Source organism: Mesobacillus subterraneus, assembly GCF_003937825.1.
GTDB lineage: Bacteria > Bacillota > Bacilli > Bacillales > Cytobacillaceae > Mesobacillus > Mesobacillus subterraneus.
Genome location: NZ_RSFW01000030.1, coordinates 18,233 through 35,360 on the forward strand (window position 1 = coordinate 18,233; position 17,128 = coordinate 35,360).

16 protein-coding genes and 1 other annotated feature are annotated in these 17,128 nt (G+C 43.9%); all 16 genes read left to right on the forward strand.

All coding sequences use genetic code 11. The features are described from left to right. The first annotated feature begins 14 nt into the window (after positions 1-14). Positions 15-1,202: a sporulation protein YqfD gene (gene yqfD / locus EJA10_RS20895; RefSeq protein ID WP_125481978.1), complete on the forward strand. Its 1,188-nt coding sequence runs from the start codon at positions 15-17 to the stop codon at positions 1,200-1,202. Positions 1,203-1,204: 2 nt separating this feature from the next. Next, complete coding sequence (locus tag EJA10_RS20900) at positions 1,205-2,164, forward strand: PhoH family protein (RefSeq protein WP_125481979.1); 960 nt, start codon at positions 1,205-1,207, stop codon at positions 2,162-2,164. A 328-nt stretch (positions 2,165-2,492) separates the two neighbouring features. Continuing rightward, complete coding sequence (locus EJA10_RS20905; protein ID WP_125481980.1) at positions 2,493-4,676, forward strand: HD family phosphohydrolase; 2,184 nt, start codon at positions 2,493-2,495, stop codon at positions 4,674-4,676. Then, positions 4,673-5,143 carry an rRNA maturation RNase YbeY gene (gene ybeY, locus EJA10_RS20910; RefSeq protein ID WP_125481981.1) on the forward strand — a complete coding sequence of 157 codons (471 nt, stop codon included), beginning with the start codon at positions 4,673-4,675 and terminating at the stop codon, positions 5,141-5,143. Before EJA10_RS20905 ends, ybeY begins: the two co-directional genes overlap by 4 nt. After that, on the forward strand, positions 5,127-5,513 hold the full coding sequence (locus tag EJA10_RS20915) for a diacylglycerol kinase family protein (RefSeq protein WP_125481982.1): 387 nt from the start codon (positions 5,127-5,129) through the stop codon (positions 5,511-5,513). The genes ybeY and EJA10_RS20915 overlap by 17 nt, the downstream gene beginning before the upstream one ends. A 246-nt stretch (positions 5,514-5,759) precedes the next feature. Further along, entirely contained in the window at positions 5,760-6,683 is a 924-nt protein-coding gene (era, locus tag EJA10_RS20920; RefSeq protein ID WP_125481983.1) for a GTPase Era, read from the forward strand. A 168-nt stretch (positions 6,684-6,851) separates the two neighbouring features. Next, entirely contained in the window at positions 6,852-6,995 is a 144-nt protein-coding gene (locus EJA10_RS20925) for a YqzL family protein (protein WP_125481984.1), read from the forward strand. Positions 6,996-7,027: 32 nt separating this feature from the next. Further along, positions 7,028-7,780: a DNA repair protein RecO gene (recO, locus tag EJA10_RS20930; protein ID WP_125481985.1), complete on the forward strand. Its 753-nt coding sequence runs from the start codon at positions 7,028-7,030 to the stop codon at positions 7,778-7,780. A gap of 47 nt (positions 7,781-7,827) precedes the next feature. Continuing rightward, positions 7,828-7,998 (forward strand) — a binding site (T-box leader). Positions 7,999-8,081: 83 nt separating this feature from the next. Further along, a complete protein-coding gene (gene glyQ / locus EJA10_RS20935) occupies positions 8,082-8,972 on the forward strand; it encodes a glycine--tRNA ligase subunit alpha (protein WP_125481986.1) in 891 nt (296 codons plus the stop codon). Then, complete coding sequence (glyS, locus tag EJA10_RS20940; RefSeq protein WP_125481987.1) at positions 8,965-11,040, forward strand: glycine--tRNA ligase subunit beta; 2,076 nt, start codon at positions 8,965-8,967, stop codon at positions 11,038-11,040. Before glyQ ends, glyS begins: the two co-directional genes overlap by 8 nt. A 140-nt stretch (positions 11,041-11,180) precedes the next feature. After that, complete coding sequence (gene ccpN / locus EJA10_RS20945; protein WP_125481988.1) at positions 11,181-11,813, forward strand: transcriptional regulator CcpN; 633 nt, start codon at positions 11,181-11,183, stop codon at positions 11,811-11,813. Positions 11,814-11,841: 28 nt separating this feature from the next. Continuing rightward, complete coding sequence (locus tag EJA10_RS20950; protein ID WP_125481989.1) at positions 11,842-12,648, forward strand: pyruvate, water dikinase regulatory protein; 807 nt, start codon at positions 11,842-11,844, stop codon at positions 12,646-12,648. A 322-nt stretch (positions 12,649-12,970) separates the two neighbouring features. Then, complete coding sequence (locus EJA10_RS20955; RefSeq protein ID WP_125481990.1) at positions 12,971-13,441, forward strand: YaiI/YqxD family protein; 471 nt, start codon at positions 12,971-12,973, stop codon at positions 13,439-13,441. A gap of 15 nt (positions 13,442-13,456) precedes the next feature. Beyond that, on the forward strand, positions 13,457-15,262 hold the full coding sequence (gene dnaG, locus EJA10_RS20960; RefSeq protein WP_125481991.1) for a DNA primase: 1,806 nt from the start codon (positions 13,457-13,459) through the stop codon (positions 15,260-15,262). Positions 15,263-15,306: 44 nt separating this feature from the next. Next, a complete protein-coding gene (rpoD, locus tag EJA10_RS20965) occupies positions 15,307-16,437 on the forward strand; it encodes an RNA polymerase sigma factor RpoD (RefSeq protein ID WP_125481992.1) in 1,131 nt (376 codons plus the stop codon). A 140-nt stretch (positions 16,438-16,577) separates the two neighbouring features. Next, positions 16,578-17,039: a hypothetical protein gene (locus EJA10_RS20970; protein ID WP_125481993.1), complete on the forward strand. Its 462-nt coding sequence runs from the start codon at positions 16,578-16,580 to the stop codon at positions 17,037-17,039. The last annotated feature ends 89 nt before the right edge of the window (positions 17,040-17,128 follow it).

The following is a 17,128-nucleotide window of genomic DNA, read 5'->3' on the forward strand; positions in this document are numbered from 1 at the left end:
TGAGGGGGAGAAGAATGAAGAATCAATGGATCCAAACCTTTTCAGGAACAGTCAAGGTTAAGCTGACCGGAAAAGGGATAGAAAGATTTTTAAACCATCTGACACGAAACGGAGTGTCCATCTGGAATGTGAAAAAACATGGCTCAGAGGCGGTCACGTTTTATGTCAATCTTCAGGATGTTAAAAAGCTGAGGATTCCTGCAAGAGAGAGTCAATGTAAAATCAGGTTTTTAGAGAGGGCTGGGGGCCCTTTCTTTTTAAGGGAATTATGGACAAACAGTGGTTTTTTAATTGGAGCTTGCCTGTTTTTGGGCTTGATTATGCTTCTTTCGAACATGGTTTGGGGTATAGAAATAAAAGGGGCCAGTCCTGCGACCGAGCACCAGATTCGCAAGGAACTGGACAAGATGGGCATCAGTGTCGGCAAGCTGCAGTTCTCCATTGATAATGTGGAGAGCATTCAGAAGGAATTGACCGATAAAATTGGTGCACTTACATGGATTGGCGTGGAACTGAAGGGGACGACCTATCACTTTCAGGCTGTCGAAAAGAGCGAGCCTAAGAAAGCGGAAGCTGTAGGGCCAAGGCATCTGGTTGCCAAAAGGAAAGCAGCGATCGTCAAGATTTTTGTGGAAAAAGGGGAGCCTGTTGTTAAAGTGAATGAGTATGTATTGCCGGGGCAGCTACTTGTCTCTGGAGTGTATGGAAATGAGGATAATCTTAAGGCTGTGGCGGCATCTGGGGAGATTCTTGGTGAAACATGGTACTCTACCAAGGTCGAACTTCCTTTGAAGAGCACCTTCCAGGTGTTCAATGGAAATGAAAAAAGAAAATATGCCATTAAAATTGCAGGGAAAGCTTTGCCTGTTTGGGGATTCGGGAAACCGGAATTCAGCGAATTCGAAGCTGAAATGAATGAGCAAAATGTCAAATTCTTTAAGTGGGAGCTTCCATTAAAGGTGGAAAAAACCACATTCAGGGAGCGTGAGCAGGTCACTCGCATCTATTCCAGGGAGGAAGCAGTTGAAAGCGCAAAAGAATTGGCGAGAAAGGATATAAAAAACTACCTTCCTGAAAATGCTATCATTAAAGGGGAAAAAATTTTACATCAGTCAATCGAGAATGATAAAGTAAAACTAATCACACATTTTACCATCATTGAAGATATTGCAGTAGGACAACCAATTATCCAAGGAGACTGAGAATGACAGAAGATTTAAAGACGATGGAAATTCAACTAGCGAATCCAACTGAAGCGATTTCATTATTCGGCAATGCCGATATGAACCTTAAGCTGATTGAACAGGAGCTTGGTGTCTCGATTGTGACGCGCGGGGAGTCAGTCGGTATCTCCGGACCTGAAGAAAAAGTGGCGCTGGCGCAAGCGGTGTTGGAGAATCTGCTTGCCGTCATCCGCAAAGGAATCAGTATCAGCCAAAGAGAAGCTGTATACGCGATTCAAATGGCGGAAAAAGGCACCCTTGAATACTTCCGGGATTTATATGATGAAGAAATCAGTAAAAACGTCAAAGGTAAATCGATCAGAGTCAAGACTCTTGGTCAAAGGCACTATATAAATGCGATAAAAAGCCGGGACCTTGTGTTCGGCATTGGTCCGGCCGGTACGGGAAAAACCTATCTGGCGGTCGTCATGGCTGTCACGGCCCTTAAGAATGGGATTGTTTCAAAAATCATTTTAACAAGGCCGGCGGTTGAAGCCGGAGAGAGCCTCGGATTCCTGCCGGGGGATTTAAAGGAGAAAGTCGACCCTTACCTGCGTCCTTTATATGACGCTCTTCATGATATTCTGGGTGCAGAACATACTTTAAGGCTGATTGAAAGAGGGACGATTGAAATCGCGCCGCTTGCCTATATGAGGGGAAGGACGCTGGATGACGCTTTTGTCATTCTCGATGAGGCGCAAAATACAACCCATGCCCAGATGAAGATGTTCCTGACAAGGCTTGGCTTTGGCTCGAAGATGGTGATCACTGGTGATACATCACAGGTTGATTTGCCGAAGGGGGCGAAATCTGGACTTGTTGAAGCGGAGAATATCCTGAAGAATGTTTCTGGAATCGGATTTATCCACCTTGAACAGGCTGACGTTGTCCGTCATCCGCTTGTTGGCAGGATCATCGAAGCTTATGGGAAAAATGAATAATCTTCTCAGTCCGCTCTAAAAAAAAGGGCGGACTATTTTACTTATTGAAAACTTTACAGGTTGTAAATTCAAAGACAAAAACCGGTATAGCACCATTCCTGGTCCAGAATAACCTTCCGGAGCAGGACCACTACCAGGCGAAGGGGTGGGATTATTGCGCACACGACCTTCCCCTTTTAATAAGATACAGGCCTTTTGTAGATGGGTCGTTCCTGACTTTTTATAAATGGAGATGAAAGTTTGCTGAAAAACTGATATGATGATACATAATGTCAGAATAATTCCCAGTTATTCTCAAACTGCTTTCAGTCTTATAGGAGGGCTGTAAATGGAAAAGCTGCAGGTCCAGTTAACTGCCATACTTAACTTATTGAATATAAAAATTTTCCGGATCTTATTATTTTTGCTGATGGGGATCATTATGTTCGCCTCGATGTACAGCAATGTCAAGCCGGAAAAACTGAATCTGGAACTGTTCTCTGTAGCAGAGAAAACCATCCGGTCACCTATTACGATAGAGGATAAGGAAAGCACAGAAGCAAACCGGAGAAGTGCTGTTGAACAAGTGAAAGATGTATATTCCAAAAAAAATGAATATGCCCAGAACAGAGTGGATCTCGCTACCTCTATTTTTGATTCCGTTTCGGAAGTGAACGAAGAAGCGGAAGAAGAATTCAAGGAAAGAACCAAAGCAGCGGAGGGCGTAAGTGAGGAAGAGGCTCCAGCCCCTGAAGCTCCAACCACGGAAGAAAAACTGGAAACATTAAAGACGAAACTGACAGATAATGAGACGAAGAGTCTGTCTGACCAGGTGTTCATCTCATTGCTGCAGGCACCTAAACAAGAATTGATGATCGCGAAGGACCTTGCAGTCACAGCGATCAATAAAGTCATGGGAAGAAATATCCCCGCTGATGAAGTAGAGAATGCAAAGAAGCTAGTTGAAGAAGAATTAAGGTTTACAAGCTTGAACAGCAAATTAAAAGAAGCAGTGATTGAAATCGGCCGGTATTCAATCGTGCAGAATGAATTTTATGACCCGGAAGCTACAGAGAATCTCCGCCAGCAGGCTATGGATGCTGTTGAGCCGGTAAGGATCCTCGAAGGACAGATTCTGGTCGATGAGGGACAGCTGATCAGCAGGGACGTTTATAAGAAACTCCAGCTTGTCGGCCTTCTTGAAAGCGAGAATTCCTATCTGCCTTTCATCGGTCTTGCGATGGTCATCTCACTGATCCTTTTTGCGCTGTATGTCATTTTCAATGAGATGGAAAACGCTGATAAAAAACAGAAGAATCTATTGATTTTCAGTATTATCTTTATTACATCAATCCTGCTGATGAAACTCGTGAGTTTATTCGATGAGTTTGAATACTCCGAGATTGGTTATATTTTCCCTGCTGCCATGGGGGCAATGCTCATCAAAATCCTGATCCATGAAAGGCTAGCGCTTTTCCAGATCGCGTTCCTTGCAGTTTGCGGGACCATCATATTCAATGAGGGCATTACCGGCACGTTGAATGTCTCCATCGGAGTCTATATTTTAATCAGCGGACTGGCAGCGATTCTGTTTCTTCAAAAACAGAATAGGCGGTCAAAAATCCTCCAGGCCGGATTACTGGTATCCGTAGTGAATTTGATTGTCATACTTTCTATCCTGTTTCTGCGGAACAGTCAGTATTCAGGGCTTGAATACGGTTTTTATTTCATGGCTGCATTCATTTCAGGGATTGTATCGGCAGTTTTGACAATCGGTTTGCTGCCATTCTTTGAAGCTGGTTTCGGAATTCTTTCAACCTTAAGACTGATCGAGCTTTCAAATCCGAACCATCCACTTTTAAGGAAGATTCTCACTGAAGCGCCTGGAACCTATCATCACAGTGTCATGGTAGCCAATTTGTCTGAGGCTGCCTGTGAAGCAATTGGTGCAAACGGGCTTTTGGCTAGGGTCGGATGCTACTATCACGATATCGGGAAGACGAAACGTCCGCAATTCTTTATTGAAAACCAGATCAATATGGATAATCCGCACGATAAACTGCCTGCACTGACGAGCAAGAATATCATCATAGCACATGCGGTCGATGGAGCAGAGATGCTTCGAAAGCACAGGATGCCGAAGGAAATTGTTGATATAGCAGAACAGCACCATGGAACGACATTGCTGAAGTTTTTTTACCACAAAGCTAAACAAAGCGGCCAGGAAGTTAAAGAGGAAGATTTTCGCTACCCTGGACCAAAACCGCAAACAAAGGAATCGGCGGTCATTGGAATCGCAGATAGCGTAGAGGCGGCTGTGCGCTCAATGGCTCATCCGACGCATGAACAAATTGAGAACCTGGTGCACAATATTATTGGAGACCGGCTGCAGGACGGCCAGCTTACTGAATGCGACATTACGCTAAAAGAACTTGATACAGTAGCAGACACGCTTTGTGAGACGTTAAAGGGGATTTTCCACTCAAGGATAGAGTATCCAGAAATGAATAAACAGAAGGTGAAGCAGGCATGAGACTAGAAATTGATTTTTTGGATGAAGTTAGTGAATTGTCCGAACAGGATCTCTATGAAATAGAACAGCTTCTTAATTTTGCGGCTGAAATGGAGAATGTCCAGACAGGCAGCGAGTTGTCAGTCACATTCGTTTCAAATGAGCGAATACAGGAAATCAATCGTGAATATCGCGACAAAGATCGGCCTACCGATGTGATTTCCTTTGCCATGGAGGAAATGGGAGAAGGGGAGCTGGAGATAGTTGGTGAGGAGATACCTCGCGTTCTCGGCGATATCATTATCTCTGTTCCAAAAGCACGGGAACAGGCTGATGAGTACGATCATCCATTCATGAGGGAGCTAGGTTTCCTTGCAGTTCATGGATTCCTGCATTTATTAGGCTACGACCACATGAATGAACAGGATGAAAAGAAGATGTTCGGCCGCCAAAAAGAAATTCTTGAAGGTTATGGCCTTGGAAGGTAATAAACGGAGGAAGCACACTTTAGCCTCCTCCTTCAAATTTGGATTTCAGGGAATCGCTTCGGCAGCAGTCCGGGAGCGGAATATGCAAATCCATTTGGGTATTTCGTTGATCGTCATTATTGCCGGCTTCTCATTTTCTATTACTGCTTTTGAATGGATTGCCATCATTCTTTGCATTGGCGGTATGATTTCGCTGGAAATGATGAATACAGCACTTGAACGAACGGTTGATATGTTTACGAAGGAGTTTCATCCGCTGGCCAAACAGGCTAAGGATATTGCAGCAGGAGCTGTTCTTGTTTTTGCGATTGCCAGTGTGGCCATCGGCATGATTATTTTTATCCCAAGAATTTCAGCATGGTTCGGTTAGTTGTCCGATTATGGGCAACTTTTCTTTTTGAATGGAGCATACGTAAAGTGAAGTTTTTTGGCGAATACAAACATTAATGTTTCAACCGATTTGAAAACAGGAAAAAACTTAAGTAAAATATCATAACAGTGTACAAACAGTGGTGGTCTGTTTTTAGAAAATTTAAAATTTTTATTTCAATTGTGCTACAAACAGTGAAATCTTGCTGAAAATACGGTAAAATTAAGTGGAGAAGGGAATTACAGTATGAATTTCAATAATCAAGACAGTAAACAACACAGATCAGGCTTTATTTCAATCATTGGAAGACCGAATGTAGGAAAGTCGACCTTTCTTAACAGGGTGATTGGGCAAAAAATCGCGATCATGAGCGATAAGCCGCAAACGACCCGAAATAAGGTACAGGGAGTTCTTACTCTAGAAGATTCACAGTTGATTTTCATTGATACACCAGGAATCCATAAGCCTAAGCACCGGCTCGGCGATTTCATGATGAAGGTTGCCCAAAATACCTTAAAAGAAGTCGACCTTGTCTTGTTCATGGTTAATGCCGAGGAAGGATACGGCCGCGGGGAAGAATTCATCATTGAGAAGCTCCAGAATGTCAAGACACCAGTTTTTCTTGTGATCAATAAAATTGACCTGATCCATCCTGATCAGCTTTTGAAATTGATCGAATCCTACAAGGAAAAGTTCAATTTTGCTGAAATCGTACCTATTTCAGCGTTAGAAGGCAATAACATTGAGAGACTTCTGGATCAAATCAAAGAGAAAATGCCCGAGGGACCGCAATTTTATCCGGCAGACCAGGTAACGGACCATCCGGAACGGTTCATTGTATCCGAACTGATCCGGGAAAAAGCGCTTCATCTTACGCGTGAAGAGATTCCTCATTCTCTTGCGGTTGTCATCGAAAAGATGGATCGCCAGTCGGAAAAGGATATGGTCCATGTCATGGCCACGATCATCGTCGAAAGGGATTCCCAAAAAGGCATCATCATTGGCAAGCAGGGAAGTATGCTGAAGGAAATTGGCAAAAGGGCACGTCATGATATCGAGAATCTGCTTGGCTCGAAGGTATTCCTTGAATTATGGGTGAAGGTGCAGAAGGACTGGCGAAACAAAGCGTCCCAGCTGCGTGATTTTGGTTTCCGTGAAGATGAGTATTAAGCCTGTTTGGCAATTGCTCCATCATTAACATATTAACGGCTTTTGGATTTTATTCATGAAGTGGATTTACAATTTTTGAGTAACATGAAAATCTGATTGACAGGCTATGATATTCATAAGGATTTGGGATATAAGTTGCTAGTGAAAAAACGAAAGGTGGGGTTTTCGATGTTGGATTTTACCTGGAAGGTGTTTTCGCAAACAGGTAACATTGACACATATCTTCTCTTTAAGGAATTAGAGAAAGACGATCATGAAATACCCGGTTATCAGGAGGAAGAACTAGCAGGAATCGATTTTCCAATCTCATAGGTTTGTCTGTAGTAAATGGATGGTGACAGCAGATGCTGCAGAAATGTGAAGGCATTGTCATTAGGACGACAGATTATGGCGAAACAAACAAGATTGTTACTTTATTTACGAGGGAATTTGGCAAAGTCGGCGTGATGGCGCGGGGAGCTAAGAAGCCTAATAGCAGGCTTTCCGCCGTCACCCAGCTTTTTACTTATGGACATTATTTATTTCAGGCAAGTACCGGGCTCGGAAGCCTTCAGCAAGGCGAAATGATGTCATCTTTAAGGGCAATACGCGAGGACATTTTTTTGACCGCACATGCCAGTTATATCGTCGATTTAACTGACAAAGTCACCGAGGACCGAAAGTCCAACCCCTTTTTATTCGAATTGCTGCTCCAGACGCTGAATTATTTGAATGAAGGCTATGACATGGAAATCCTCACTCATATCTATGAAATGAAGATGCTCAATGTACAGGGCCTTTACCCCGTTTTGGACCGGTGTACAAATTGCGGAAGCACGGAAGGGGATTTCAATTTTTCCATCAGGGAAGGCGGTCTCCTGTGTCATAGATGTTTTGAGACAGACCCCTATCGGATCAAGACCTCACCAGGAACGGTAAGATTGCTTCGATTATTCTATTTGCTGGACTTGAACCGACTTGGGAATATATCCGTCAAGCCTGAAACAAAAGCAGAACTGAATAAGGTCATTAGAGCTTATTATGATGAGTATTCGGGTCTTTACCTAAAAACGCGGAAGTTCCTTGATCAGATGGATTCATTCAGGGACCGGCTCTAGCTATTGACATTGGAGATTCTTTTCGCTATTATTCAAATAAAATTACATATGTTGCTGTGAAGGAAAAGAGTACTTAATTTCCTCTGTATTAGCGAGTCCGGGTATGGTGCAAGCCGGATTACAGACATTAAGGAAGGCGTTCTGGAGCGACATCACTTTCAAGGTGGCTGCTTTTGGCAGCAAATAGGGTGGAACCGCGGGTAACTCTCGTCCCTATGCATGATTAAATGCATAGGGGGCGGGAGTTTTTTATATTTAGGTTAACATATAAAATTGATCCAAAAATTTCGGAGGTGTACAGATGAATATCCAAAACATGATACTAACTTTGCAAAAACACTGGTCAGAAAAAGGCTGCATATTGATGCAGGCATATGACGTCGAAAAAGGTGCGGGCACAATGAGTCCTTACACATTCCTGAGAGCGATTGGCCCGGAGCCATGGAATGTCGCTTATGTTGAACCATCCCGTCGTCCAGCTGACGGCCGTTACGGGGAAAACCCAAACAGACTCTATCAGCATCATCAATTTCAGGTGATCATGAAGCCATCCCCAGACAATATTCAGGAAATCTATCTGGAATCATTGAAAGCATTGGGAATTGACCCGCTAGAACATGATATTCGTTTCGTAGAGGATAACTGGGAAAACCCATCATTAGGCTGTGCAGGACTTGGCTGGGAAGTATGGCTGGACGGAATGGAAATCACACAGTTCACTTATTTCCAGCAGGTAGGCGGTTTGGATTGTAAACCGGTTTCCGTTGAGATCACTTATGGAATCGAGCGACTGGCTTCCTATATTCAGGACAAGGAAAATGTATTCGACCTGGAATGGACAGATGGATTTACCGTTCGCGATATCTTTGGCCAGCCGGAATACGAACACTCCAAATATACGTTTGAAACGTCTGACCAGGAAATGCTGTTCAATCTTTTCAATATATATGAAAAGGAAGCGCACCGCCAGATGGATGCAGGCCTTGTGCACCCGGCATATGATTATGTCCTGAAATGTTCCCATGTCTTCAACATCCTTGATGCGCGAGGAGCCATATCGGTGACTGAAAGGACGGGCTACATTGCCCGGTGCCGCAACCTGGCCAAGAAAGTGGCGAAGACATTCTATGATGAACGGGAAAAATTAGGCTTCCCAATTATGAAACGGAAGGAGCAGTTGGAAAATGACTAAGCGCAATTTATTGCTTGAAATCGGTTTGGAAGAGATGCCTGCAAGATTCATTACAGATGCCATTAACCAGATTGCTTCGAAAGTCGAAAGCTGGCTGAAGGACCATCATATCGGTTTTGATGGAATCAACCTTTACTCAACACCACGCCGGCTGGCGATCCTTGTGATGAATGTGGATGAGCGCCAGGAAGACAGTGAGGAAGAAGCGAAGGGTCCTGCAAAGAAAATCGCCATTGGGGCTGATGGTGAATGGTCCAAAGCAGCTGTCGGCTTCACACGCGGGCAGGGAATGACTGTTGATGATATTTATTTCAAAGAATTGAATGGCGTTGAATACGCTCATGTAAGGAAATTTATCAAGGGCCAGGAAACAGCGGACTTGCTGGTTGAGCTGAAGGGAATCATCACAGGCATGACTTTCCCGAAAAACATGCGCTGGGCTGACCTCGAGTTGCGTTATGTTCGTCCGATTAAATGGCTTGTTGCCATGTTCGGAAATGACATCATTCCATTCGATATCGCCGGTGTTCAAACTGGCAATATTACAAGAGGGCACCGTTTCCTAGGTGAGGAAGCTGTCCAACTGACAATTCCCGAGGATTATGAAGAAGTACTGTTGGGGCAATATGTTGTGGCTGATTCAAAAAAACGGAAGGAAGCGATCACGTCCCAGCTGGAAAAAGTTGAAGAAGAGAATGGATGGGTCATCCCGGTTGACGAAGAGCTGCTCGAGGAAGTCAATAATCTTGTTGAGTATCCAACCGCCCTTTACGGCCGGTTTGAAGATGAATTTTTGGATATCCCGAGTGAGGTTCTGATCACATCCATGAAGGAACACCAGCGTTATTTTCCGGTAAAATCCAAAGATGGTGAGCTGCTGCCTCATTTCATTACTGTCAGGAACGGTGACCACCTGCATATCGAAAAGGTCGCCAAAGGTAATGAGAAAGTACTTAGAGCAAGACTTGCAGACGCTGCGTTTTTCTATAAAGAGGATCAAAAGCTGCAAATTGATGCAGCCCTTGACAAGCTTAAGAACATTGTCTATCACGAAGAAATTGGAACAATCGCTGAAAAATCCGAAAGGGTACGCAAGCTTGTAAACCTGATTGCAGCAAGACTTGAGTTTGATGCAGCAACTGTGAAGGCGGCTGACAGGGCTGCACAAATCAGTAAATTTGACCTGGTTTCGCAGATGGTATACGAATTCCCGGAACTGCAAGGAATCATGGGTGAGAAATATGCTCTGCAGAAAGGCGAAAGCCAGGAGGTTGCAGCTGCGATCAATGAACACTATATGCCTAGGAACGCGGAGGATTCAGTCCCTGGATCGGCTGCGGGTGCACTGGTCGCGATTGCTGATAAGCTTGATACGATCATTTCGTTCTTTGCGCTTGGCATCATTCCGAGCGGTTCCCAGGATCCGTATGCGCTCAGAAGACAGGCTACAGGAATTGTCCAGACACTGATTGGAAAACAGTGGAACATCACTGTCGAAAACCTGATTGGCCTTTCGCTGAATTTGATTTCTGAAGCAGGAATTGCAAAGCGTCCTGACGAAGAAGTGTATCATGACCTTGTGCAGTTCTTTAAACTGAGAGTCAAGTATCTTCTGCAGGAGCGAGGCATCCGTTACGATATTATTGATGCGGTACTGGGCGGAGAAATTGGCAGCGTATCCGAATTGATTGAAAAAGGCGATGCCATTCAGTCTGCAAGCGGAGATGAAGGGTTTAAGGAAAGTATGGAAGCATTGAGCCGAGTATTGAATATTGCCAGCAAAAAAGAAGTACTGGGTGATATTAACCCTGAGCTGTTCGAAAATGAACATGAACAGAAACTATATGAAAAATATCTTGAACTTGGCAGAAAGTCAGAAAACGGTATGGATGCTGTCTCTTACTATCAGCTCCTGGCAGGGATGAAGCCAGAAATCAACGGTTATTTTGAGCATACAATGGTTATGTCGGAACAACCTGAAGTCCGGGAGAATCGACTGAACCAAATGGCTGCCCTCGCAGTGCTCATCATGAAGCTTGCCAAGGTCAATGATATTGTCGTAAAGTAATGATTCTAAAAAAATAAAATTTGAGTGCCTTCCCAGGGCGGGAGGCACTTCCATGATAAGGATTCAGCAATATTCCATAAAATCATCCTTGTTGTTACCTCCGGTAGTATATAATAGCTTTATAACATTTCTCCCGATGGGTGGTGAGGACAATCGAACTGAATAAACGGCAGGAGCTAATCCTGCAAATCGTAAAGGATAATGGCCCAATCACTGGGGAGCATATTGCTGAGAAGCTGAACCTGACAAGGGCCACACTAAGACCTGATCTTGCAATCCTGACAATGGCGGGTTATTTGGACGCCAGGCCAAGAGTCGGCTATTTTTACACAGGGAAGTCGGGAAACCAGCTGCTTTCTGAAAATCTTAAGAAAATCCTTGTCAGAGACTATCAGTCCATTCCGGTGGTAGTGCCGGAGAATGTATCTGTTTACGATGCTATTGTTACGATGTTCCTTGAAGATGTAGGTACTTTGTTTGTGGTGGATAAGGCTTCAAAGCTGGTAGGCGTGCTGTCACGTAAAGATTTATTGCGCGCAAGCATAGGCAAGCAGGAGTTAAGCACATTGCCTGTGAATATCATCATGACCAGGATGCCGAACATCACAGTGTGCCGCCGGGACGACCTGCTGATTGATGCTGCAAAGGAATTGATCGAAAAGCAGATTGATGCCCTGCCGATCATTAAAGACACAGCGGACGGATACGAAATAGTAGGAAGATTGACAAAGACAAATATTACAAAGGCTTTTGTAGCCTTGGCAGAGGAATAGAAGCGAATAGAGAAGGGGTTGGGAAGGAATGAGCAAAACACCAATTATTTATGTGGTTTCTGACTCTGTCGGGGAGACAGCAGAACTCGTTACCAAGGCTGCGATTAGCCAGTTCGAACACGTTGATGTATCGCTTAACAGATTTCCCTATGTTGAAGATAAAGTACATATTGACGAAGTTATCTCTCTCGCAAAGCATGATGGCGGTATGATAGCCTATACCCTTGTTAAACCGGAGATCAGCGATTATCTGAAAGAAGCAGCAGCCAAAGAAGGAATCTATGCCTGCGATATAATTGGCCCGCTTATGCAGCAAATCCAGTTGCTGAGTGGCGAGACGCCTCTATATGAACCTGGCCTGGTACGTAAGCTTGATGAAGATTACTTTAAAAAGGTTGAAGCGATTGAATTTGCGGTTAAGTATGATGACGGCCGTGATCCAAGGGGAATACTCAAGGCTGATATCGTATTGGTCGGTGTCTCCAGGACCTCCAAGACACCGTTGTCTCAATATCTCGCACATAAGCGCTACAAAGTAGCGAACGTCCCGATCGTTCCAGAAGTGGATCCGCCTGAAGAACTTTTCCTGGTGCCAAAAGAAAAATGCTTTGGACTGAGAATCACGCCAGACAAATTGAATCAGATCAGGCGTGAAAGGCTGATATCCCTTGGCCTGAATGACAAAGCGATTTATGCGAATATCGAGCGGATCAAGGAAGAAATTGAATTCTTCGATGGAATCGTGGAAAAAATCGGCTGTCCGGTCATCGACGTCACCAATAAGGCAGTTGAAGAAACGGCGAATGTCATCCTGAATATGGTCCGCAATAAATAAATGGACGCTTAGCACATATTTTTATGTATGTGCTTTTCTTATGAAGCCCGGCTATTTAATCCAGAGGAGAAGTTTGCAGCAAAGCTTTATTAAATTAATAGGTTAACGAGAAAAAATAATGGAAAAATAGGCTTTCTTATACTATAATAAAAAATTGTGATAAAAATGTATCTGTTTAGGTTTAGACTGGGCGGATTACGAATAAACTATTTATTATCAGTTGTCAAGATGACGAGCACGAAAAAATTCGACAAAATTCCCTTGAAAAAATACAATCCTTTAGAAGGAATATGCGGAGTGATGTAGAATTAATACTAGTGAAATCAACAAACAGACTCTTTTTGTTGATGCAGACTCATGCCCAGTCATAAAGGAAATTGTCGAAATTGCTTCGAAGTTTTCCATCGAAGCTGTTTTTGTGGCTTCATACGCCCATATGAAGAATGATCTTCAAGGGCAAAACTGGGTTTTTGTCGATTCTCATAAGGAGGCTGTGGACCTTTATTTAATGAATCATGTTAAGAAAGGTGATTTTGCAGTGACGCAAGACATTGGCCTTGCATCTACCCTTCTGGCGAAAGGGGTTTACGCCATCTCTCCGAGGGGAACTTTATTTGAAGAAAAAGGAATTGGAACTGCTCTTGAACTAAGACATCTATCTGCCAAAGCAAGAAGGCAGGGATTCTACGGAAAAGGCCCCAAAGCCTTTACCGAGAAAGACAGGGCTAAGTTTATAAAGGAATTGAGCATGCTTTTGTCGAATTTTAAGACATGTTCAAGGAATCACAACTAATCAGAGGTCATGCATATGGCAGAGAGGATTGCCGAGGAAAAAGTAAATGAAATCCGGCAGGCGGTTGAAATAGTCGATGTCATTGGTGATTATGTCCAGCTGAAAAAACAAGGCCGGAATTATTTCGGGCTATGTCCTTTTCACGGGGAAAACTCTCCATCCTTTTCTGTCTCCCCAGACAAGCAAATTTATCATTGCTTTGGATGCGGAGCGGGTGGGAATGTTTTTTCCTTCCTGATGGACATCGATGGCCTTAGCTTCCAGGAAGCAGCGGTGAAGCTCGCCGATAGGGCGAACATCGAATTGAAGCTTGAAGGCGCTTCTGCCGGCAGGAATCCGCAAATGCCTGAAGGTTCGAGACAAATGATCGAAGCCCATGAACTCTTGCGTAAATTCTACCATCATTTATTGGTAAATACAAAAGAGGGACAGGATGCTTTGGAGTATCTTCTCGGCAGGGGGTTCACGACTGAGTCAATTGACCGGTTCCAGATTGGCTACGCACTTCCTTCTTGGGATTTCGCCGTGAAGCTTCTGGAAAAACGGGGATTCCCACTGGAATTGATTGAAAAGGCTGGCCTGGTCATCCAGAGAGAAAAAGACGGAACATATTTTGACCGGTTCAGGGATCGAATCATGTTTCCGATTCTCGACCATCAAGGAAACACGATTGCGTTTTCCGGGAGAACACTGGGGGGCGAAGAACCCAAATATTTAAATAGTCCCGAAACGCCAATCTTTAATAAGAGCAAGGTGTTATATAATTTTCACCTTGCACGCGGAACAATCCGCAAAAAGCAGCAGGCAGTGCTGTTCGAAGGTTTTGCTGACGTCATCTCAGCAACCCGGGCAGGCGTTGAAAATGGCGTCGCAACGATGGGAACGTCGCTTACTGAAGAGCATATTTCGCTTTTGAAAAGAAATGTTCAAGCCGTTACGATCTGTTATGATTCGGATAAAGCCGGAATAGAGGCAGCTTTTCGGGCCTCGGTCATGCTTTCCAAGGCAGGTTTTGCTGTCAGGGTGGCGATGATGCCGGATGGCATGGACCCGGACGAATACATAAAGGTCCACGGCGAGGAAAAATTCAGGAACGAAATCGTTGGCTCCAGCGCCACATTGATGGCATTTAAAATATTATATTATCGGAGAGGGAAAAACCTTCAAAATGAAGGAGATCGCCTCCAGTATATCGAAGAAGTACTGAAAGAAATCAGCTTCCTTGATAAAGCAGTCGAAAAGGACCTTTACTTAAGGCAGCTGGCAAATGAATTCTCATTATCTCTCGAAGCATTGATCCACCAGCTCAACCAATTTGAGCAGGCAGCAGGCCCCAAAAATCAGAATCAGCCCCGCCCCGAAAGCAGGCCCGCTCCCTATGTCAGGAAGACGGAGCTTAAACCGGCTTACCATACTGCTGAAAGGCGGCTGATCTATCATATGATGAGGGATGCCGACATTGCCTATAAGGTTCAGGGATTGCTCGAAGGCAATACATTGAACATTGATGAACACCAGGCTATTATTACTTATTTATTTGCATACTATGAAAAAGGACATGACCCTGATCCTGGTGCGTTCTTAAATGATCTCCAGGATAATAAGCTAAAAAGGGTTGTTGCTGATATAGAGATGATGCCTCTAAATGAGGAGATCAGTGATCAGGAATTATCTGATTATATCAAGCAAGTGTTGAATTATCAAAAAATGTTAAAAATAAAGGAAAAAATGGCAGAACAAAAACAGGCAGAACGACAAAACGACTTCTTGCGCGCAGCGGCTATCGCTACGGAAATAATCCATCTGCGCAAGACCTTATAAATCCTTATGCTGATTGTTTTTGATTTTTGGAAGGAGGGGGACATATGGCTGAAAAGTCAGCCCGTTCTAAAGAAGTCACAGAAAACGAAGTGACAGTTGAACAAGTGAAAGACCAGTTAACCGCACTGGGCAAAAAAACAGGCGTCCTTGCTTATGATGATATTGCTGAAAGGCTTTCAAGCTTTGACCTGGATTCCGACCAGATGGATGAATATTATGAGTTCCTGGGTGAGCAGGGAATCGAACTAGTCGGAGAAAGCGATGAAGTGGAGGATCCAGACCTAAAACAGCTTGCCAAGGACGATGAAGAATTCGACCTTAATGACCTGAGTGTTCCTCCAGGTGTCAAAATCAATGACCCTGTAAGAATGTATCTGAAGGAAATTGGCCGTGTCGATCTGCTTTCTGCAGAAGAAGAAATTCAACTGGCGGAAAGAATTGAGCAAGGCGATGAAGAAGCGAAGAGACGCCTGGCTGAAGCGAACCTTCGACTGGTTGTCAGCATCGCGAAACGCTATGTCGGCCGGGGTATGCTATTCCTTGACTTGATTCAGGAAGGCAATATGGGCTTGATCAAGGCCGTTGAAAAATTTGATTACCGAAAAGGATTCAAATTCAGTACCTATGCAACATGGTGGATTCGTCAGGCCATTACGCGTGCCATCGCTGACCAGGCGCGCACAATCAGGATCCCGGTTCACATGGTTGAGACGATCAATAAATTGATCCGTGTGCAAAGGCAGCTGCTTCAGGACTTGGGACGCGAACCAACGCCAGAAGAAATTGGTGAAGATATGGACCTGTCCCCAGAAAAAGTGCGTGAGATCCTTAAAATCGCCCAGGAGCCAGTTTCCCTTGAAACGCCTATTGGGGAAGAGGATGACTCACACCTTGGAGACTTCATTGAAGACCAGGATGCTACATCCCCTTCTGAACACGCAGCATATGAGCTCCTGAAAGAACAGCTTGAGGATGTCCTGGATACACTTACCGACCGTGAGGAGAACGTCCTCAGACTCCGTTTCGGCCTGGATGACGGACGTACCCGCACACTTGAAGAAGTGGGCAAGGTGTTTGGCGTTACGCGAGAACGTATCCGCCAGATTGAAGCGAAAGCACTTCGCAAGCTGAGACACCCAAGCCGAAGCAAGCGGCTGAAGGACTTTTTAGAATAGGATTGCCAAAGGATAATTTACTTTTTAAAATAAAAGTAAATTATCCTTTTTTATTTTGGTAAAGACAGGACGTGCAGGGTATGGACGAACAACGGAAAAAAATCATTACAAACGAAATAAGATACTGGAAGCAAAACAGAATGCTTCCTGAGCACTACTGTAATTATTTGCTTAACATGTATATGGAAGGCGCAGATCAGGCTGATGCTCCGAATAAATCCGCACCCCCTTCACTTCTGGGATACATATTGCTCGGGTTCGTTACGTTATCAGGTTTTTTATTTTATTTTACTGAATTGTCGCTCTTTTTGCAAATGACCTTTATAGCATTTTTTGGAATTGTTTCCATTTTATCAGCTTTTTACTTAGTTAAAAAATCTTTTCTCCAGCAGGTTCCATTGCTATCAGCAGCCTTGCTTTTCTTAATCTCTTCCGTTGAGGCTGTTGAAATAATTTTTCCGGGTAAACCAATTTTGCTTTACGCAGTCACTGGATTGAACTGCCTGCTGTGGATTGCTGCAGGCATGAAACTGGGTTTGATTTCTTTTAAACTTTCAGGATTTGCAGGGCTGTTAGTCCTGTTAATTATTATATTTATATAATAATTAAAAATTTAAAAGTTTTTAAATGTTGAGAAAATTGTTTATTCCCCCTTATAATTAAGAATGTAAACGCATTCAATGTTTTAAGG